19 protein-coding genes are annotated in these 16,334 nt (G+C 73.0%); 11 read left to right on the forward strand and 8 right to left on the reverse strand.

Annotated features, from left to right (window positions below):
* Positions 1-6 precede the first annotated feature (6 nt).
* Genes ACF07N_RS24965 through fabG form a run of 5 tightly spaced genes read left to right on the forward strand, consistent with a single transcriptional unit; the run spans position 7 to position 4,833 of the window.
* The gene (locus ACF07N_RS24965; RefSeq protein WP_383334668.1) at positions 7-429 is read left to right on the forward strand and encodes an acyl-CoA thioesterase; all 423 of its coding nucleotides are present in this window, start codon (positions 7-9) and stop codon (positions 427-429) included.
* 1 nt (position 430) lies between these two features.
* Positions 431-1,366, forward strand: coding sequence for a fumarylacetoacetate hydrolase family protein (locus ACF07N_RS24970; RefSeq protein WP_392116747.1), 936 nt, complete (start codon positions 431-433; stop codon positions 1,364-1,366).
* Positions 1,363-2,952 (forward strand): acyl-CoA carboxylase subunit beta, encoded by a 1,590-nt coding sequence (locus tag ACF07N_RS24975; protein WP_392116750.1) that lies wholly within the window; start codon positions 1,363-1,365, stop codon positions 2,950-2,952. The genes ACF07N_RS24970 and ACF07N_RS24975 overlap by 4 nt, the downstream gene beginning before the upstream one ends.
* Positions 2,953-2,980: 28 nt before the next feature.
* On the forward strand, positions 2,981-4,063 hold the full coding sequence (locus tag ACF07N_RS24980; RefSeq protein WP_392116753.1) for a branched-chain amino acid aminotransferase: 1,083 nt from the start codon (positions 2,981-2,983) through the stop codon (positions 4,061-4,063).
* 50 nt (positions 4,064-4,113) lie between these two features.
* A complete protein-coding gene (gene fabG, locus ACF07N_RS24985; protein ID WP_392116756.1) occupies positions 4,114-4,833 on the forward strand; it encodes a 3-oxoacyl-[acyl-carrier-protein] reductase in 720 nt (239 codons plus the stop codon).
* A 29-nt stretch (positions 4,834-4,862) separates the two neighbouring features.
* On the opposite strand, the gene ACF07N_RS24990 is transcribed toward fabG, so the two are convergent.
* Positions 4,863-5,456, reverse strand: coding sequence for a helix-turn-helix domain-containing protein (locus tag ACF07N_RS24990; protein ID WP_392116759.1), 594 nt, complete (start codon positions 5,454-5,456; stop codon positions 4,863-4,865).
* A gap of 46 nt (positions 5,457-5,502) precedes the next feature.
* On the opposite strand from ACF07N_RS24990, the gene ACF07N_RS24995 reads away from it, so the two are divergent.
* From ACF07N_RS24995 to ACF07N_RS25005, 3 genes are all read left to right on the forward strand, one after another.
* A complete protein-coding gene (locus ACF07N_RS24995; protein ID WP_383346240.1) occupies positions 5,503-6,192 on the forward strand; it encodes an AzlC family ABC transporter permease in 690 nt (229 codons plus the stop codon).
* Complete coding sequence (locus tag ACF07N_RS25000; protein WP_383334682.1) at positions 6,189-6,521, forward strand: AzlD domain-containing protein; 333 nt, start codon at positions 6,189-6,191, stop codon at positions 6,519-6,521. Before ACF07N_RS24995 ends, ACF07N_RS25000 begins: the two co-directional genes overlap by 4 nt.
* 421 nt (positions 6,522-6,942) lie before the next feature.
* Positions 6,943-7,404 (forward strand): LuxR C-terminal-related transcriptional regulator, encoded by a 462-nt coding sequence (locus tag ACF07N_RS25005; protein WP_392116763.1) that lies wholly within the window; start codon positions 6,943-6,945, stop codon positions 7,402-7,404.
* Between the two features lie 232 nt (positions 7,405-7,636).
* On the opposite strand, the gene ACF07N_RS25010 is transcribed toward ACF07N_RS25005, so the two are convergent.
* The gene (locus ACF07N_RS25010) at positions 7,637-8,749 is read right to left on the reverse strand and encodes a hypothetical protein (protein WP_392116766.1); all 1,113 of its coding nucleotides are present in this window, start codon (positions 8,747-8,749) and stop codon (positions 7,637-7,639) included.
* 1 nt (position 8,750) lies between these two features.
* Entirely contained in the window at positions 8,751-9,800 is a 1,050-nt protein-coding gene (locus ACF07N_RS25015; RefSeq protein WP_392116769.1) for a hypothetical protein, read from the reverse strand.
* A gap of 473 nt (positions 9,801-10,273) precedes the next feature.
* On the opposite strand from ACF07N_RS25015, the gene ACF07N_RS25020 reads away from it, so the two are divergent.
* Positions 10,274-10,642: a hypothetical protein gene (locus tag ACF07N_RS25020; protein ID WP_392116772.1), complete on the forward strand. Its 369-nt coding sequence runs from the start codon at positions 10,274-10,276 to the stop codon at positions 10,640-10,642.
* A 69-nt stretch (positions 10,643-10,711) separates the two neighbouring features.
* On the opposite strand, the gene ACF07N_RS25025 is transcribed toward ACF07N_RS25020, so the two are convergent.
* Positions 10,712-11,740: a saccharopine dehydrogenase family protein gene (locus ACF07N_RS25025; protein WP_392116775.1), complete on the reverse strand. Its 1,029-nt coding sequence runs from the start codon at positions 11,738-11,740 to the stop codon at positions 10,712-10,714.
* Positions 11,741-11,850: 110 nt separating this feature from the next.
* On the opposite strand from ACF07N_RS25025, the gene ACF07N_RS25030 reads away from it, so the two are divergent.
* Positions 11,851-12,822: a helix-turn-helix domain-containing protein gene (locus ACF07N_RS25030; RefSeq protein WP_392116778.1), complete on the forward strand. Its 972-nt coding sequence runs from the start codon at positions 11,851-11,853 to the stop codon at positions 12,820-12,822.
* Between the two features lie 51 nt (positions 12,823-12,873).
* Positions 12,874-13,257 (forward strand): VOC family protein, encoded by a 384-nt coding sequence (locus ACF07N_RS25035; protein WP_392116781.1) that lies wholly within the window; start codon positions 12,874-12,876, stop codon positions 13,255-13,257.
* A gap of 10 nt (positions 13,258-13,267) precedes the next feature.
* On the opposite strand, the gene ACF07N_RS25040 is transcribed toward ACF07N_RS25035, so the two are convergent.
* From ACF07N_RS25040 to ACF07N_RS25055, 4 genes are all read right to left on the reverse strand, one after another.
* Positions 13,268-13,669, reverse strand: a complete 402-nt coding sequence (locus tag ACF07N_RS25040) for an STAS domain-containing protein (RefSeq protein ID WP_392116784.1) — start codon at positions 13,667-13,669, stop codon at positions 13,268-13,270.
* A 270-nt stretch (positions 13,670-13,939) separates the two neighbouring features.
* Positions 13,940-14,284, reverse strand: coding sequence for a class F sortase (locus ACF07N_RS25045; protein ID WP_392116787.1), 345 nt, complete (start codon positions 14,282-14,284; stop codon positions 13,940-13,942).
* 139 nt (positions 14,285-14,423) lie between these two features.
* Positions 14,424-14,600: a hypothetical protein gene (locus ACF07N_RS25050; protein ID WP_392116790.1), complete on the reverse strand. Its 177-nt coding sequence runs from the start codon at positions 14,598-14,600 to the stop codon at positions 14,424-14,426.
* Positions 14,601-14,836: 236 nt separating this feature from the next.
* Entirely contained in the window at positions 14,837-15,856 is a 1,020-nt protein-coding gene (locus tag ACF07N_RS25055) for an amino acid ABC transporter permease (RefSeq protein ID WP_392116792.1), read from the reverse strand.
* Between the last annotated feature and the right edge of the window lie 478 nt (positions 15,857-16,334).

Below are 16,334 nucleotides of genomic sequence, written 5' to 3' on the forward strand. Positions count from 1 at the left end.
CGAGCGATGGCACGGCACAGCTACCACTGCCCCATCCGCTGGTCCGACATGGACGTCTACGGGATCGTCAACAACGTCTCCTATCTGCGCTATCTGGAGGAGGCCCGGGTCGACTTCATCTTCCGCATGGCACCCACCGAGGGCGACGCCTTCTTCCGGGACGGCTCGGTCGTCGTCGAGCACGCCATCCGCTACCGGCGCCAGCTGGTGCACCGGCACGAGCCGGTGGAGATCGAGATGTGGGTCTCCGACCTGCAGACGGCGACGGTGGCCATCGACTACGTCGTCAAGGACGGGGACACCGTGTACGCCACCGCCTCGACGGTCATGGCGCCGTTCGACTACACGGCGGGCCGGCCCCGGCGGCTCACCGACGAGGAGATCCGCTTCTTCGAGAAGTACCTCGACGACACCCCGGCGGCAGGCTGACATGCGGCTGCTGAGGATCGGCCGGCCGGGCGAGGAACGGCCCTGCGCCGTGGGTCCGGGAGGGGAGGTCCGGGACCTGTCGGCGTGGGTGCCCGACTGGACCGGCCCCGCCCTGGACCCGGACGTGCTGCGGGAGCTGGCCGCCCGGCTGCGGCGGGAGGCCGGCGCGCTGCCCCTGGCCGACCCGGCCGCCGAGCGGATCGGCCCGCCCGTCCGGCCGGGCGGCCACCTGCTGTCCATCGGCCTCAACTACCGCATGCACGCGGCCGAGGCCGGACTGGAGCTGCCGGACGAACCGATCGTCTCCAGCAAGGCGCCCAGCACCCTGGTCGGCCCCTACGACGACCTGCTGCTGCCACCGGGCGGCGAGAAGACCGACTGGGAGGTCGAACTGGCCGTGGTGATCGGCCGGCGCGCCCAGTACCTGCCGGACCCCGCCGCCGCCCCGGCGCACATCGCGGGCTTCGCCACGGCCGACGACGTCTCCGAGCGGACCTGGCTGCTGGAGCGCGGCGGCCAGTGGATCAAGGGCAAGTCCTTCGAGTCGTTCAGCCCGCTGGGCCCGTGGCTGGTCACGCCGGACGAGGCCGGCGACCCGCAGCGGCTGCGGCTGACCTGCCGCGTCAACGGCCGGCTGATGCAGGACGGGTCCACCGCCGACATGGTGCACGACGTGACCCGTCTGGTCTGGTACCTCAGCCAGTTCATGGTGCTGCACCCCGGTGACGTGGTGCTGACCGGGACACCCGCCGGGGTCGCGCTGGGCCGCCCCGACCAGCCCTATCTGCGGCCCGGTGACGTGGTGGAGGCCGAGGTGAGCGGACTCGGCGCGCACCGTCAGGTGTGCCGGGCGGCCGTTCCGGCGAAGGCCCCTGCTGTGACCGGGCCACGCACCGGCCTGCCCGCGGGCGCCGGACGGAAGGGGGAGAGCGGATGACCGTACGTCCGGAGCGCAGCGGCCGGGACCCGGGCCCGAGCACAGGGGCACGGGTGGCCGAGCTGCACGCCACCAGGGAACTGGCCCGCCGCGGCCCGAGCGAACGCGCCACCCGGGCGCAGCACGCCAAGGGCAAGCTGACCGCCCGTGAACGCATCGAACTGCTGCTGGACCAGGGGTCCTTCACCGAGGTGGAGCAGCTGCGCAGGCACCGGGCGGCCGGTTTCGGGATCGAGGAACAGAAGCCGCACACCGACGGCGTGATCACGGGCTGGGGCACTGTCGACGGCCGCACCGTGTTCGTGTACGCGCACGACTTCCGGATCTTCGGCGGGGCGCTCGGCGAGGGGCACGCGGAGAAGATCCACAAGATTATGGACATGGCCGTGGCGGCCGGTGCGCCCCTGGTGTCGCTCAACGACGGCGCGGGGGCGCGGATCCAGGAGGGCGTCCTGGCCCTGGCCGGGTACGGCGGCATCTTCCGGCGCAACGCGCGGGCCTCCGGGGTGATCCCGCAGATCTCGGTGATCCTGGGGCCCTGCGCGGGCGGCGCGGCGTACTCGCCGGCACTGACGGACTTCGTGTTCATGGTGCGTGACACCTCCCGGATGTTCGTCACCGGCCCCGACGTGGTGAAGGCCGTCACCGGCGAGGACGTCACCCAGCAGCGGCTCGGCGGCGCCGACACGCACGCCGAACTCTCCGGAGTGGCGCACTTCGTCCACGACGACGAGAGGACCTGTCTGAGCGAGGTCCGCTACCTGCTGTCCCTGCTGCCGTCCAACAACCAGCAGCTCCCGCCCTCCGCCCCGGGCACGGACCCGGCCCACCGGCGCGGCGAGAACCTGCTCGGACTCGTCCCGGCCGAGGGCAGACTGCCGTACGACATGCGCCGGGTCGTCGAGGAGATCGTCGATCACGGCGAGTTCCTGGAGGTCCACGAGCGCTGGGCCCGCAACATCCTGTGCGGGCTGGCCCGGATCGCCGGCGAGGTGGTGGGCGTGGTCGCCAACCAGCCGATGGCCCTGGCGGGCGTGCTGGACATCAGGGCCAGCGAGAAGGCGGCTCGCTTCGTGCGCATGTGCGACGCCTTCAACATCCCGCTGCTGACCCTGGTGGACGTGCCGGGCTTCCTGCCGGGCGTGGACCAGGAACACGGCGGGGTGATCCGGCACGGGGCGAAACTGCTGTACGCGTACTGCGAGGCCACGGTGCCGCGGATCCAGGTGATCCTGCGCAAGGCCTACGGCGGGGCGTACATCGTGATGGACTCCCGCTCGATCGGCACCGACCTGTCCTACGCCTGGCCGACCAACGAGATCGCGGTCATGGGTGCCGAGGGCGCCGCCAATGTCATCTTCCGCAAGCAGATCGCCGCGTCCGACGACCCGGAGGCGCTGCGCGCCCGGCTGGTCAAGGACTACCGGTCGGAGCTGATGCACCCCTACTACGCGGCCGAGCGCGGGCTCGTCGACGACGTGATCGACCCCGCGGAGACCCGGTCGGTGCTGGCGCGCAGCTTCCGGATGCTGCGGACCAAGCACGCGGAGCAGCCCGCCCGCAAACACGCCAACAACCCCCTGTGACGTGTCCTCCTCCTGCCTCGGAGTCCCGATGACCCTCACCTTCACCACCGAGCCGGCCGTGCCGCTGTCCGCCGAGCGGCGGGCGGCGCTGCTGCGGGCGCCCGCCTTCGGCGAGGTGTTCACCGATCACATGATCAGCATCGACTGGGACCGGGAACGCGGCTGGCACGACGCCCGGCTGCACCCCTACGGACCCCTGACGCTCGACCCGTCGGCCCAGGTTTTCCACTACGGCCAGGAGGTCTTCGAGGGCATGAAGGCCTACCGGCGGCCGGACGGCACGGTGGTGACGTTCCGTCCGTACGCCAACGCGGCCCGCCTCAACCGCTCCTGCGCGCGCATGGCCATGCCGGAGCTGCCGGAGGAGACCTTCGTCGAGGCCTTGGAGCTCCTGATCACCGCGGACCGGGACTGGGTCCCGGACCAGCCCGGGCACAGCCTCTACCTGCGGCCCTTCATGATCGCCACGCAGCACACCATCGGCTTCTACGGCCCTTCCGCCGCCTACCGGTTCATGGTGATCGCCTCTCCGGCGGCCGCCTACTTCCGGGCCGGAGCCCGACCGCTCACGGTGTGGCTCTCGCGGGACTACACACGGGCGGCTCCCGGAGGCACCGGCGAGGCCAAGTGCGGCGGCAACTACGCCGGCACCCTGGTGGCCCAGACGCAGGCCCGGGAGAAGGGCTGCGACCAGGTCGTGTGGCTGGACTCCACGGAACGCCGCTGGGTGGAGGAGATGGGCACCAGCAACCTGTTCTTCGTCTACGGCACGCGTCTGGTCACCCCCCGGCTGTCCGGGGCGTTCCTGGCCGGTGTCACCCGGGACTCGGTGCTCGCCCTCGCCGCGGACCTCGGCTACCGCGCGGAGGAGGACCGCGTCAGCGTGGAGCAGTGGCGCGCCGACGCCGAGTCGGGCGCACTGACGGAGGTGTTCTCCTGCGGCACCTCCTCCATGATCACGCCGGTCGGCTCCGTAAGGAGCGCGGGCGGCGACTGGACGATCGGCGGCGGCGTCCCGGGGCCGGTCACCTCGCGGCTGCGCGAGGAACTGACCGGCATTCAGCTGGGGACCAGGCCGGACCCGTTCGGCTGGGTCCACAAGATCGTCTGACCGGCGCCGTCCGGGCCGGGTCACCGTGGAGAAAGGGTGAGTGGGACATCATGGGCCGATCGGTCCTCGTGACGGGTGGCAGCCGGGGCATCGGCCTCGCGGTCGCCCGCTCCTTCGCGCAGGCCGGCGACAAGGTCGCCCTGACCTACCGCACGGGCGGTCCGCCGCCGGCCGCGACCGGGCCCGGCTGCCTCGCCGTCCGGTGCGACGTGACCGACGCCGAGCAGGTGGAGCGGGCGTTCAAGGAGGCCGAGGCGGTCCACGGCCCGGTGGAGGTGCTCGTGGCGAACGCCGGCATCACCCGGGACCAGTTGCTGCTGCGGATGTCCGAGCGAGACTTCCTGGACGTGCTGGACACCAACGTGATGGGTGTCTTCCGGGTCGTCCGGCAGGCCGTGGGGGAGATGGTGCAGGCGCGCCGGGGCCGGATCGTGCTGGTCTCGTCGGTCGTCGGCATGCTCGGCGCGGCCGGGCAGAGCAACTACGCGGCGTCCAAGTCCGGCCTGGTGGGCTTCGCCCGGTCCGTGGCGCGCGAGCTGGGCGGCCGGGGCGTCACCTGCAACGTGGTGGCGCCCGGTTTCGTCGAGACGGACATGACCAAGGCGCTGAACGACCGGCAGCGCGCCGCCCTGCTGGGCCGGGTACCGCTGGGGCGCAGCGCCCGCCCGGAGGAGGTGGCGGCGGCCGTGCGCTTCCTCGCCTCGGAGGAGGCCGCCTATGTGACGGGCGCCGTACTGCCCGTGGACGGCGGCATGGGGATGGGGCACTAGGGTCCTCGTCCGGCGCGGGCGTCGGCCGGTCAGTGGTGCTCGGAGACGAGGACCGCGTGCGTGCCGGGCTCCAGTGCCTCGAAGACGTGCGGCACGTCGGCCGGGTAACAGATGTAGTCGCCCGGCAGGAGTTCCACCGGCTCGTCGGCCGTGCCCACCAGGGCGCGGCCCGCGCTGATCACCACGTGCTCCACGACGCCGGGCATGTGCGGGGCGGAGGAGCGCCGGGTTCCGGGCTCGGCGGCGACGTTGTAGATGTCCCGCCGGGCACCGGGCGGTGAGGCGGCGAGCAGGGTGGCCCGGTAGTCGCCCTGCCCGGACCCGACGGCGGGCCCGTCCCCCGCACGGATCACCTGCACCTGAGGGCGCGGAGTCGCCAGCAGCCGGGCGAAGGGGATCTCCATGGCCACGCACAGCGCCCACAGCGTCTCCAGACTGGGGTTCCCGGTGCCCGACTCCAGTTGCGACAGGGTGGACTTGGCGAGCCCGGCCCGGCGGGCGACCTCGGTCAGGGAGAGCCCCGCCCGGACGCGTTCCGCTCGCAGGGACGCCGCGATCATCTGGATGGGTGGCTTGACGGCCGGTTCGGTGTGGGACACGGGGGTGTTCGCTCCAATGGTCATCCGTTCGCCTTGACGAACGCTGCTGCCTCTGTTCAGTATAAAGCTCATGCGTTCGTTTTACAGAACACTGGACGGTGCGCTGCTGCGGGACATCGCGCTGGTGTGCCTGGCCGTCGGCGTGATCGGCGTGTCCTACGGCGCCATCGCCGTGACCTCCGGTTTCCCCTGGTGGTTCCCGGTCTTGATGGGTGCGCTCGTCCTGGCGGCGTCGTCCGAGTTCCTCTTCGTCGGAATCCTGGCGGCCGGGGGCAGCCCGATCGCCGCGCTCCTGGCGGGACTGCTGGTCAACGCGCGCCACCTGCCGTTCGGTCTGGCGGTACCGGACGTGCTCGGACGCGGCTGGCGCGGAATCCTCGGCACCCACCTGATGAACGACGAGACGGTCGTGTTCGCCCTCGCCCAGGACGAGCCACAGCGCAAGCGGGCCGCGTACTGGCTCTGCGGCCTGGGGATCCTCGTCTCCTGGCCGGCCGGGGCCGCGTCGGGCGCGCTGCTCGGCAGCGTCGTCCGGGACACCGACGCGCTCGGCCTGGACGCGATGTTCCCCGCCGTGATCCTGGCGCTGATCCTCCCCGCGATGAAGGAGCGGTCGATGCCGCGGACGGCGCTCGCCGGTGCGGCCGTGGCCCTGGTCGCGACCCCGTTCCTGCCGGCGGGCCTGCCCGTCCTGCTCGCCTTGATCGCCCTGCCCCTTTTCACCGTCCGGACCGAGAAGAAGGAAGAGGCCGTGCGATGAATCACGCCGTACCTCTGCTGCCCGCGCTCGCGGCCATGTTCGCCCTGGCGGCCGGTACCTTCCTTTTGCGCCTCTCCGGCCCTGCCCTTCGGGCCAAAGTGTCCTTCCCGGCACGGGCCGAAAAACTGCTCGAGGTTTCGGCGGTTCTCCTTCTCGCCGCCCTGGCGGCCACGTCCTCCCTCGCCGAGGGGGAGTCGTTCGCCGGCCCGGCCCGCCCGATCGCCGTGCTGATCGGCGGCCTGCTGGCCTGGCGCAAGGCGCCATTCCTCGTCGTCGTGCTGGCGGCGGCGGGATCCGCCGCGCTGCTCCGGCTCGCCGGAGTTCCGTGACCCGGCTCACCGGAAAGCGGCCCGCCGGCTCCGCTCGGCGGGCTTTTCGTATACCGGACGGTGCCCTTTTTATTTCGCCTTTCAACCTGAGTGACTCGCGCGTGATGGCGAATTCACGTGCCTGGGCATCTCGGATTCTGGACCGGCCGTTGCTCGCGCTTGATCGGGTCGAGTAGCGTCCCTCACGAAGATGATGTTGCAAGCCGCGCGTGCATTGCCTGAATTCTTCGTTCCGCCTTTCAGGGCTGCCGAAAGCCCTTCGCGTTCAGCCGATTCCTCACCTGTTTCCTTTCGTCCCCGACTCGCCGGAGTGCCGCGGAGGTGACACGTGTCTCGAGTCCGGTGATCTCCGCCTCCGCCCGGCTCGCTCTCGCTGCGCCAAGGTATGTGCCCCCTCGTCAAGGAGCCCTGAGACACCTCTATGACCATCGCGGAGACGATGTGCCCGCCCTTATCGAGACCCACGCCCGACGACCGGCACGACGGCCCCGACCGGCAGGCGGTCCTCACCCACCAGGGGGCCTGGGAAGCGGCCATGGCCCGGGTCCCGGTGCTGTCCGACCGCGAACTCGACGTCTTCCGGCTGCTGGCGAAAGGAGCGTCGAACCGGACGATCTCAGCCCGGCTCGCCATCACCGAACGCACGGCCAAGGCTCATGTGGCGCAGATCCTGGCCAAGCTGGAGGTCGAGTCACGGTTGCAGGCCGGCATCGTGGGCTTCGCCTGGGAAGTGCTCCACGAGGGCTGCTGCGGGGAGGCGGCGCACTCCGCGGCCCGCTCCCCGCATCCACGCCCCTGGGCGGTGACGGGCCTCGGACCGGTCCCACCGGGCAGGCCCCCGGCCGGGGACGCCGCACAGCCGCGGGCGGTCACGCCGCCCTGATCGCGTCGGTGCCGGTGGCCGCGAGGCGGTGGCCGGCCCGGCCCGGGGACCATTCCGCCGTGATCCTTCCGGGTGCCCGGCGGCTCTCTCCCCCCGCCCTGACCGGCCCGGCACCCCCGGTCACGCCTGCGTGACCGGGTCGGCGTCGGTGGCCGCGAGGCTGCGAACGATGCCACCGCTGAGATCCGCGGCCGGACGGGCGGGCCGGAGGACACCGGCGTGGGGGCTCGTCTCAGCCGAACCGCTGGATGCGCGGGGCGAAGGTGTTCTCGGGGCCGGCGGCCCGGCCGACCGACCACACCGTCTCCGTGCCCGGCACCGGCGCCAGCCGCAGCACCTGGGACGCGCCCTCCCCGGGCACGGCCGGTTCGCCGTACTCGGTGAACGACCGACCGTCCCACGCGAGGAAGTCCGGCCCGGGGACGAGCGGCGGCGTGCTGCCGGGCGGGCCCCACTTCTGCGAGCGGGACACCGCGACCCAGCCCAGCGCGCCGGACGCGGCGGCGGACAGCGAGGTGACGGAACCGAAGTCGGCGGGCAGGTCCACCGCACTCCACGCCTGCCCGTCGAAGCGGACCAGCAGCGGTGGGATCGGACGGCCGGCCGGTCCGCCGATGAACCCGGCCGTGCCGCCCGCCCACACCTCGGTCGGCGAGACCGCCAGCACACTGCCCACGGCCGCCCGCGGGAACCCGTGCACGACCGTCTGCCGCCACGCCCGGCCGTCCCAGTGGGACACGGCCGCACCCGCGTCGGTGGCACCCGCGGCCCACACGTCGTCGCCCGCCAGGACGTGCAGGCCGTACACGGAACCCGGCGGCACCGGCACGTCCCGCCAGCCACGGCCGTCCCACCGCAGCAGTGCCTGCGCGCCGTCGCGCGAACCGATCAGCCAGACCTCACCGCCGCCCGCGACGGCCTTGGTCAGCACGACACCGCGCGGCGCCCGGGCCTCGCGCCAGTCACGGCCGTCGAAGCGGAGCAGACGGGTACCGCCGGCCGCGTCGCGTCCCACCGTCCAGACGGCCGTCGGTGAGGTCGCGGCGACGGACACCAGCTCCCCCTGCCAGCCGGCGCCGGGCAGCTCCTGACGCTGCCACACGGCTCCGTCCCAGCGCAGCACCAGCGGGAAGCCCGGAGCCTCGCGGCCGACGGCGTCGGCGCCCACCGCCCAGGCCAGGTCCGGCCCGAGCGCCACGGCCTCGTTCAGCCCGGCCTGCGGACGCACCCGGTCCGGAACCGGCACGTGCTGCCAGGACCGGTCACCGGCCGCGGCCGGGCCCGTCGCGAGAGCCAGGAAGGCCAGGACGGCGGCGAGTGCCGTCACGAGGAACCGGCGCGCCATGTCAGTCTCCCCGCCGTTCGCTCATCAGGTTCGGTTTCGAGCCGTAGATCTCGACGGTCCCGAAGGACAGCAGCGAGGACCCGGCCCGCTCCAGCACCCGCGGCCTGACCTCGATGGCGTCCTCGCGCTCCGGGCCGTAGGCGAAGGTGGTGCGCGACCCGTCCACGCGCGCGTACCTGGCCTGGAAGGCGCGGTCGCTGCGCACCGGCAGCCACAGCGCGCCGTCCGGGCCGCGCACCAGGGCCTCGGTGGACGCGTCGCCCAGCGGCGGACGGACGGTGCGCCAGGCGCGCCCGTCGCCGGTCATGAGGTAGGTGCGGGAGACGCCGTCGGTGTACTGGCCGCCGCCGATCGTGATGCGGCCGGACGCCTCCAGCAGGATGGTGTGCACGCTGCCGCCGGACGGCAGCGGCACCCGGGCGTCCCGCCACGCCGTGCCGTCCCAGCGCAGCACGACGGGCCCGTCGGCGGTGTCCGCCCAGGCCCAGGCGTCGGTGGCGGTCCGCGCGGTGATCCCCATCAGGTACAGCACGCCGTCCGGGGTGGACTGCGCGGTCCACCGGGAGCCGTCGTGGTGCAGAACCTTCGGTCCCGTGGCGTCCTCGCCCACCACCCACAGGGCACCCGGCACGGCGGCGAAGTCCTGGTACGCCGACAGGGCCTGCGGCAGAGGGACAGCACTCCATCCCGCCGCCGACCGGCGCAGGAGCTCCTTCGCCCCCAGGCGGTCGCGCAGGAACCACACCTCCTCGCCGACGGCCTGCGCCTCGCCGACCCAGCCCGGGTCACCGGCTCCGGGGAAGGACGTCTCCCGGCTCCATGCCGCGCCGTCCCACCGGTACAGCATCGGCCGCGGTCCGTCGCCGGCGTGCTCGTACCCGCTCGCCCAGACCTCACCGGGCCCGCGCGCGACGAGATCGGACACGGTCACCGGCGCGGCCGCCGCCGGCACAGGCAGCGCCGACCAACCCGGTGCCACGGCCGCGGCGGGCGACACCGCGGCCACGCAGACGACCACGAAGGAGACGACAACCGCACGGAGAGCGTTCACGGGACTCCCATCAACGCGAGGGCCGCACACGCTAGAGGCCCCGGCCCACGCGTGAACAGACGTCATCCGGCCGAACAGCGACTCCGCCGGTGCCGCCGCGCACCAGGGTCCTCACCCGGGGTCCACGGGCCCGGCAGCACCGAACACCGGCACGAGGCCGGGGTTGTTGAAGGCCGTGATGCGGGCGACGGTGTCGCCCGGATGACGCGGGTGCCCGAGGCGACGAGCGCGGCGGCGATCGCGCGCCCGAAGCCGCGGCCGGCGCCGGTCACGACAACGGTCGGGGAGGGAGGGGTCATGGGGAACTCCGTGGTGGTGTGCGGATACGGTCGCTGTCATGACCGGTCACCGCGGCGAAAGCCGTCGCCACCACCCCGGTTTCGCTGTGACTTGGATCACATACCCGGCGCGTCCTGCCCCATGGGGCAGGTGGCCGGGCCTCCCGGGCGGGCCAGTGCATAAGATTCGATCCCATGTCGAAGCCTGACGAGCTGATCGTTGCCATCGCCTCCCTGGTGGAGTCCGGGCAGAGCAATCAGATGTCCTTGACGGTGGTCACCGGTGGCGCCGTCATCACCGGTCGCCTGGCCCCGGAGGCCGTGTGGCGGCAGAGGGTGTCGGAGGTGCTGACGGACTCCGCCCGCCTGGGGGAGTTCTCCGCCGCGTTCGACGCCCCCGGGAAGAAGGACGGCCCGCCCACACACCTGCACTTCCACGTCGCCCGCATCCTCCAGGGCACGGTGGGCATCCCGGAGACCGGCGGCATGTACCGCGTCGCGATCGAGGACGTCAGCGCGTGGACGGTGGGTGACATCAGCTACTCCGACCAGTCGACCCGCTGACCCGCTGACCGTCCGACCGCATGACCCCGGGCCCCGCCGAGCGGCCGTCGCGCCGCAGGCGGCGGGGCCTCACCCCGGGAGTTCCACGGAGAGGTGGCCGGACAGGGCGCGCAGGAAGCCGGGCGCGTCGAAGGCCTCTCCCGCGGAGACGACGCCGACGGCGTGCGTGCGTCCGCCGAGGACGCGGTCGAGGGCCTCCACGACCAGGGGTGCGGTGACGGCGTAGATGTCCTGCCCGCGGGCCACGGCGCGCCGCTCGGCACCGCCCGAGCGCACGACGACGTCGACGAGGAAGGTCTGAGCGGACCGTCCGTGCTCGTCCACCGCGGCCGGCGCCGGGGTGTCCGGGGCGGCGATGTCGCGGACCGCCTCGACCGTCATGTACGTGCGCACCTCGGGGATCGGCAGGTGACGGGGGATGGTCACGACGTCGGCCATCGTGAACTCCCCGACGACCGCACGCGGGCCCATCGGGTCGGGGAAGGCCCACCGGAGGACCGGCGGGGCGTCGTCGCGGTGCTCCAGGCGTCCGCCGCTGTAGCGCACACGCCGTCCCTCCCGGCGCCGGCGGGAGACCGCGCCCGCGCTGCGGGTCCCCTCGGTCGGGTGCCAGCTGTCCAGCCCGTAGGCGATGTGCGCCTCGTCCGCCGTGGTCCAGTCGCCCATCGCCGCGGTGGCCAGCAGATCGCCCAGGCCGCCGAAGAAGGCCATCGCCGGGACGACGACCACGTCCGCCTCCAGGGCGCGCTCCGCGAAGTGCGTGAAGGTGTCGAGGTTGGCCTCGATCTCGGCGGCCACGTCCAGGTAGGGGATCCCGGCGCGCAGGGCGGCCTCGAGTACGGGGGCGGCCGTCGTGGCGAAGGGCCCGGCACAGTTGATCACGGCCGCCGTGCCGGCCAGCGCGTGGTCGAGTGAGGCCGCGTCGCCGACGGAGGCGGGGCGGGCCTCAAGCCCGGTCTCCCGGGCCAGCGCCTCCAGCCGGCCGGCGTCGCGGCCGGAGAGCACCGGCACGAACCCGCGCCGCCTCGCCTCCGCCACCACGAACCGCCCGGTGTGCCCGTACGCGCCGAACACCGTCACCCTGTGGCCCGATTCCATGGGTCCCCCCGCACTCGAAACGATCAGTCGCTGTCTGTCACGCCCATCCTGACGACGTGCGGGTGCGGACCACGAGTGTCCGGAACGCCACGCCCCATACACTTCCGGACATGACCCAGGTCGCCCTGGCCGTCACCGACGGCATGCTGCACTTCGAACTGGCCCTGGCGTGCGAGGTCTTCGGAGCCGACGCGAGCGACGAGGACGGTTCCCCGTACCGCCTGTCGCTGTGCGGGCCGGGCTCCGTGCGGGCGGGCCGCTTCCGCCTGGAGCCCGACCATGGACTCGACCGTCTCGCGGGCGCCGACACTGTGATCGTCCCGGGCTGGGCCGACATCGACCGGGACCCGCCGGGCGACCTGGTCGAGGCGGTGCGCGCGGCACACGAGGCGGGCGCGCGCGTGGCCTCCCTGTGCACCGGCGCGTTCGTGCTGGCCGCCGCGGGCCTGCTGGACGGCAGGCGCGCGACCACGCACTGGGCGCACACCGGCGAACTGGCCCGGCGCCACCCACGGGTGAAGGTGGACCCGGACGTGCTGTACGTCGACGAGGGCAGCGTGCTCACCTCGGCGGGCAAGGCCGCGGCCATGGATCTGTGCCTGCACCTGGTCCGCCTCGACCACGGTTCGTCGGCCGCCAACACGCTCGCCCGGCGTCTGGTCGTACCGCCACACCGGGACGGCGGCCAGGCCCAGTTCGTGACCACGCCGGTCCCGGCGCCGGACCATCATCCGCTCGCCGAACTCCTCCCCTGGGTGATGCAGCGGCTGGACCGCCCGCTCACCGTGGAGGACCTGGCCCGTCGCGCCGGGATGAGCTCACGCCACTTGGGCCGCCACTTCAGGTCGGTGACGGGCACCAGTCCGCTGAAGTGGCTGCTGACCCAACGCGTCCGCCGGGCGCAGCTGTTGCTGGAGACGACGGACGCCACCGTCGACGCCATCGCGACGGCCACCGGCATGGGCACCGCCACGACCCTGCGCCGGCACTTCCACCGCACCGTCGGCGTGCCGCCCGATGCCTACCGCCGCACGTTCCGCTCCCGCGACCGGTCCGGCGCGCCCGACGCGCCGGAGCGATGAGCTGCCGAAAAACGGTGGCGTCCGGCCGGGTGATCGGGAAGGCTCGCCCGCATGGTCTCGGTAGTGCAGAACGTGGCGATCGACTGTGCGGACGCTTACGCGCTGGCCCTCTTCTGGAGCAGGGTGACCGGCCGGCCCCTGCACCCCGAGGACCGGCCGGGGGCCCGGGAGACGCAGGTGATGCCGGACGAGGGTCCGGCGCTGTACTTCAACCAGGTGCCCGAGCCGAAGACGGCCAAGAACCGGATCCATCTGTGTCTGCGTCCCGACACCTCCCGTGAGCAGGAGGTGGAACGGCTGCTCGGGCTCGGGGCCACCCTCGTCGCCGATCACCGCGAGCCCGACGGCTCCGGCTGGGCGGTCCTCGCCGACCCGGAGGGCAACGAGTTCTGTGTTCTGCGCAGCGAGTCGGAGCGAGCCGCGGCGCACCTCTGAACGGGCGGGTTCACGCGCTTTCCGGTTCGGCCGGGAGCGTGGAGGCCCGGCTGGGGAACCCGTCGGTCGCGCGCAGCCGCCGGGCCCGGTCGACCGCTTCCCCGAGCGCCGGCGTGATCGTCAGGACGGTGTCCAGGCCGAGCACGTCCATCCGCCGGCGCAGGGCCGTGTCGGGCACGGCCAGGACCAGCGCGCCGTCCGCGGCGTGCAGGCGTTGCCAGAAGGCCAGCAGCACCGTGATGCCGCTGGAGTCGATGAAGCTGAGGGACGAGGTGTCCAGGACCAGGTAGCGGCAGCCTTCGTCCAGGAGCCGGTGCCCGGCGGTGCGCAGGTCGGAGCTGGTGAAGAAGTCGACGTCGTCCACCAGTGCGGCCACGGCCAGGTCCCCGTCGCGTTCGATGAGCTGGAGCACGAGTGTCACCTACCGGACGGGGTGGGGGAGGAGGGACCCGGCGGCAACCCGATGGTGCTCATCTGCCGCCTGTTTCCTAAGCGGGATGATCATGATCTTTCCTATGGATGATGGAAGAACTACCGGCTACTGATCGATTTTCTCTCGCGTCTTTTCGTCTGCCCGCTGTGGCCGCCCTCACGTGGCGACGGTGGTCACGTACCGCTGCCCCGGGGCCGCCCGCGTCGGGACATCCTGACACGGATCGGAAGCCGGCCGCCGTGAAGGGTGTCACGGCGGGGACCCGGGGGAGGGACCGTCCCCGGCGGGCGCGCCGGCCGGAGCGGCGTACAGGACGAGGTTGCGTGCGCAGCGGCCCGACGCGCGGTCGTAGGGGCCGGCGCAGGTGACCAGGGCGAGCCGGTGCGGGCCGCCGCGGGTGAACAGGCCGGCGGGCAGCCGGTGCTGCGCGACCGTGCGGCGCGCGGTGACCCGGTAGGGACGCACCGCGCCGTCCGCGCCGGTCACCTCGGTACGGGCACCCACGCGGATGACGTGCAGCGCGGCGAAAGGTCCGAGCCCTTCGCGGGTGTCGACGTGCCCTGCGATCAGGACCGTACCGGCCGGCGCGCCCACCGGGCCGCGGCGCGCTCACCCACCCGGCGAACAAGGGGAGGGAGGGCTGACCGGTGAAGAAGCGAGTGCGGCGATCCCCGCGCGAGCACGGGCCAGGGCGGGGTGCCGGCCTCCGGCACCCCGCCCCGGCGCCTCGGTCTCAGGGGGTCTGCGCGCCGTCGGGGTTCTCCGGCGGTGTGCCGCCGTGCTCCCCGCCGCTGCCGGCCTCGTCGGCGCGCTCGCCGGGCTGCGCCCCCTCTTCCTCCTCCGGGTGGACGTCCTTCTCTCCGGTGACCTGCTCCAGCGGATGGGACAGATCAGGGTCTCTGCTGGTCATGTCGGCTCCTTCCCGTCGACCACCCGGGTGCCCCGTCCGCGGATATTCGACGAGTCCCGTCCGGAACCGGCCCGGGCGGGACGTGCCGCTCACCTGAGTACGCGTACACACGCGGCGACGGTGGCCCGGTCCGCGCCGCCTTCGAAGAGCCGCTGGGCGGGATCGCCGAGGACTCCCCCCCCCGAGCGCCTCGCCCGGGCTCCCGTCGGCCGGCCCTCCGAGGCGGAGCGGTCCGCTCACCGCTCGCGGTCGATCGCGGGGCGGGCGTCGGCGGCCGTCGCGGCGCTGAGGCGGGCGCGGACGGCGGCCGGCCGCTGTCGCAGCAGCAGGCGCAGCCGTCGCAGCGGAGTGGGCGGCAGCGCGCGGGAGTCGCCCCGTGCGTAGTGGCGCTCGACGTAGTACTGACCCGCGCTGAGCACGCTCGTGACGGCGACGTACCAGAGGGTCGCGACCATGAGCAACGGGATCACCTGGTACGTCTGGTTGTAGATCAGTTGCGTCGAGTACAGCAGGTCGTGCACGGCCAGCACGCTGACGATGCTGGTGCCCTTGAGGGTGCCGATCAGCATGTTCCCCGCGGTGGGCACGATGGAGCGCATCGCCTGCGGGACGACGACGCGGCGCAGCGTGCGGAGCCGGCTCAGGCCGAGTGCCTGGGCGGCCTCGGTCTGGCCGGGGTCGACGGACAGGATGCCGCCGCGCACCACTTCGGCGGCGTAGGCGCTCTCGTGCAGGGTCAGGCCGATGACGGCGGTGAGGGTCGGGCCGAGCAGGTTGACCGTCTTGACGGAGACGAACTCCGGGCCGAACGGGATGCCGAGACCGAGCGTCGGGTAGAGGGCGCCGATGTTGAACCAGAACAGCAGCTGCACCAGCAGGGGAGTGGAACGAAAGATCCACACGTAGCCCCAGCTCAGCGTCCGCAGCACCGGGTTCCCCGACAGCCGCATCACCGCCAGGCCGGTGCCCAGCAGAAACCCGAGCATCATGACGGCTCCGGTCAGCCACAGGGTCAGCAGCAGCCCGTCGAGCACGGCGGGCGTCGTGAAGTACCGCCCCACGACGGACCATTGGAACGCCTCGTTGCGCACGACCGAGTGCAGCACCATGGCGAACGCCAGCAGCGCGACGGCGGCGGCCGCCCAGCGTCCGAGGCGCCGGCGCGGCACGATCCGCGGCAGGTCGGGATCGGCGGCACCGGCGCGCCGCGGGGGTGGCGTGACGGGGGCGGACGCGAGGTCGGAAGGTGTGACCATGGGGAGGCTCTCCGGGGGAGGGAATCACGGGCGGGGGGCGACCATCCGGCGGCGCGCGCGGCGCCGGGCAGCGGAAAACCGCTGCCCGGGCACGGTGCGCGGCCGGGAATCCGCGTCGTCACGATCGCCGCGTCCCTCAACGCGGCCGGAGGGCTGCCGCGCGGGCGGAGCCGTCCGCCGACGATCGTATGTGCCCGGGGCGCGGATGTGTCAACAGCACATCCGCGCACGGGGATCAGGCGGGTCCGGCATACGGGCGCTGCTTGACGTGAAGCACCTTGTACTGCTCAATTAATCGCATGAATGCCCAGCAGCGCTTGGTCTCGCGCGACCACATCGACTTCGGTCGGGTGTGGTCCGCGGCGTGTTGCGTCTGACTCGGCAGCGGGCCGTCTGACCGGCCCTTCCCTCCCTCGGTGACCCCGTCGCGGGCCGAGTTCTCCCCCTGCGCGCTGCCGCCGCACCCCCGTCTCTCCCG

This window comes from Streptomyces sp. NPDC015242 (assembly GCF_043079125.1).
GTDB lineage: Bacteria > Actinomycetota > Actinomycetes > Streptomycetales > Streptomycetaceae > Streptomyces.

Coding starts and splice junctions, on each gene's coding strand:
- ACF07N_RS24965 (WP_383334668.1), top strand. CDS start 7: ATGGCACGGCACAGCTACCACTGCCCCATCCGCTGGTCCGACATGGAC.
- ACF07N_RS24970 (WP_392116747.1), top strand. CDS start 431: ATGCGGCTGCTGAGGATCGGCCGGCCGGGCGAGGAACGGCCCTGCGCC.
- ACF07N_RS24975 (WP_392116750.1), top strand. CDS start 1,363: ATGACCGTACGTCCGGAGCGCAGCGGCCGGGACCCGGGCCCGAGCACA.
- ACF07N_RS24980 (WP_392116753.1), top strand. CDS start 2,981: ATGACCCTCACCTTCACCACCGAGCCGGCCGTGCCGCTGTCCGCCGAG.
- fabG (WP_392116756.1), top strand. CDS start 4,114: ATGGGCCGATCGGTCCTCGTGACGGGTGGCAGCCGGGGCATCGGCCTC.
- ACF07N_RS24990 (WP_392116759.1), bottom strand. CDS start 5,456: ATGACCATTGGAGCGAACACCCCCGTGTCCCACACCGAACCGGCCGTC.
- ACF07N_RS24995 (WP_383346240.1), top strand. CDS start 5,503: ATGCGTTCGTTTTACAGAACACTGGACGGTGCGCTGCTGCGGGACATC.
- ACF07N_RS25000 (WP_383334682.1), top strand. CDS start 6,189: ATGAATCACGCCGTACCTCTGCTGCCCGCGCTCGCGGCCATGTTCGCC.
- ACF07N_RS25005 (WP_392116763.1), top strand. CDS start 6,943: ATGACCATCGCGGAGACGATGTGCCCGCCCTTATCGAGACCCACGCCC.
- ACF07N_RS25010 (WP_392116766.1), bottom strand. CDS start 8,749: ATGGCGCGCCGGTTCCTCGTGACGGCACTCGCCGCCGTCCTGGCCTTC.
- ACF07N_RS25020 (WP_392116772.1), top strand. CDS start 10,274: ATGTCGAAGCCTGACGAGCTGATCGTTGCCATCGCCTCCCTGGTGGAG.
- ACF07N_RS25025 (WP_392116775.1), bottom strand. CDS start 11,740: ATGGAATCGGGCCACAGGGTGACGGTGTTCGGCGCGTACGGGCACACC.
- ACF07N_RS25030 (WP_392116778.1), top strand. CDS start 11,851: ATGACCCAGGTCGCCCTGGCCGTCACCGACGGCATGCTGCACTTCGAA.
- ACF07N_RS25035 (WP_392116781.1), top strand. CDS start 12,874: ATGGTCTCGGTAGTGCAGAACGTGGCGATCGACTGTGCGGACGCTTAC.
- ACF07N_RS25050 (WP_392116790.1), bottom strand. CDS start 14,600: ATGACCAGCAGAGACCCTGATCTGTCCCATCCGCTGGAGCAGGTCACC.
- ACF07N_RS25055 (WP_392116792.1), bottom strand. CDS start 15,856: ATGGTCACACCTTCCGACCTCGCGTCCGCCCCCGTCACGCCACCCCCG.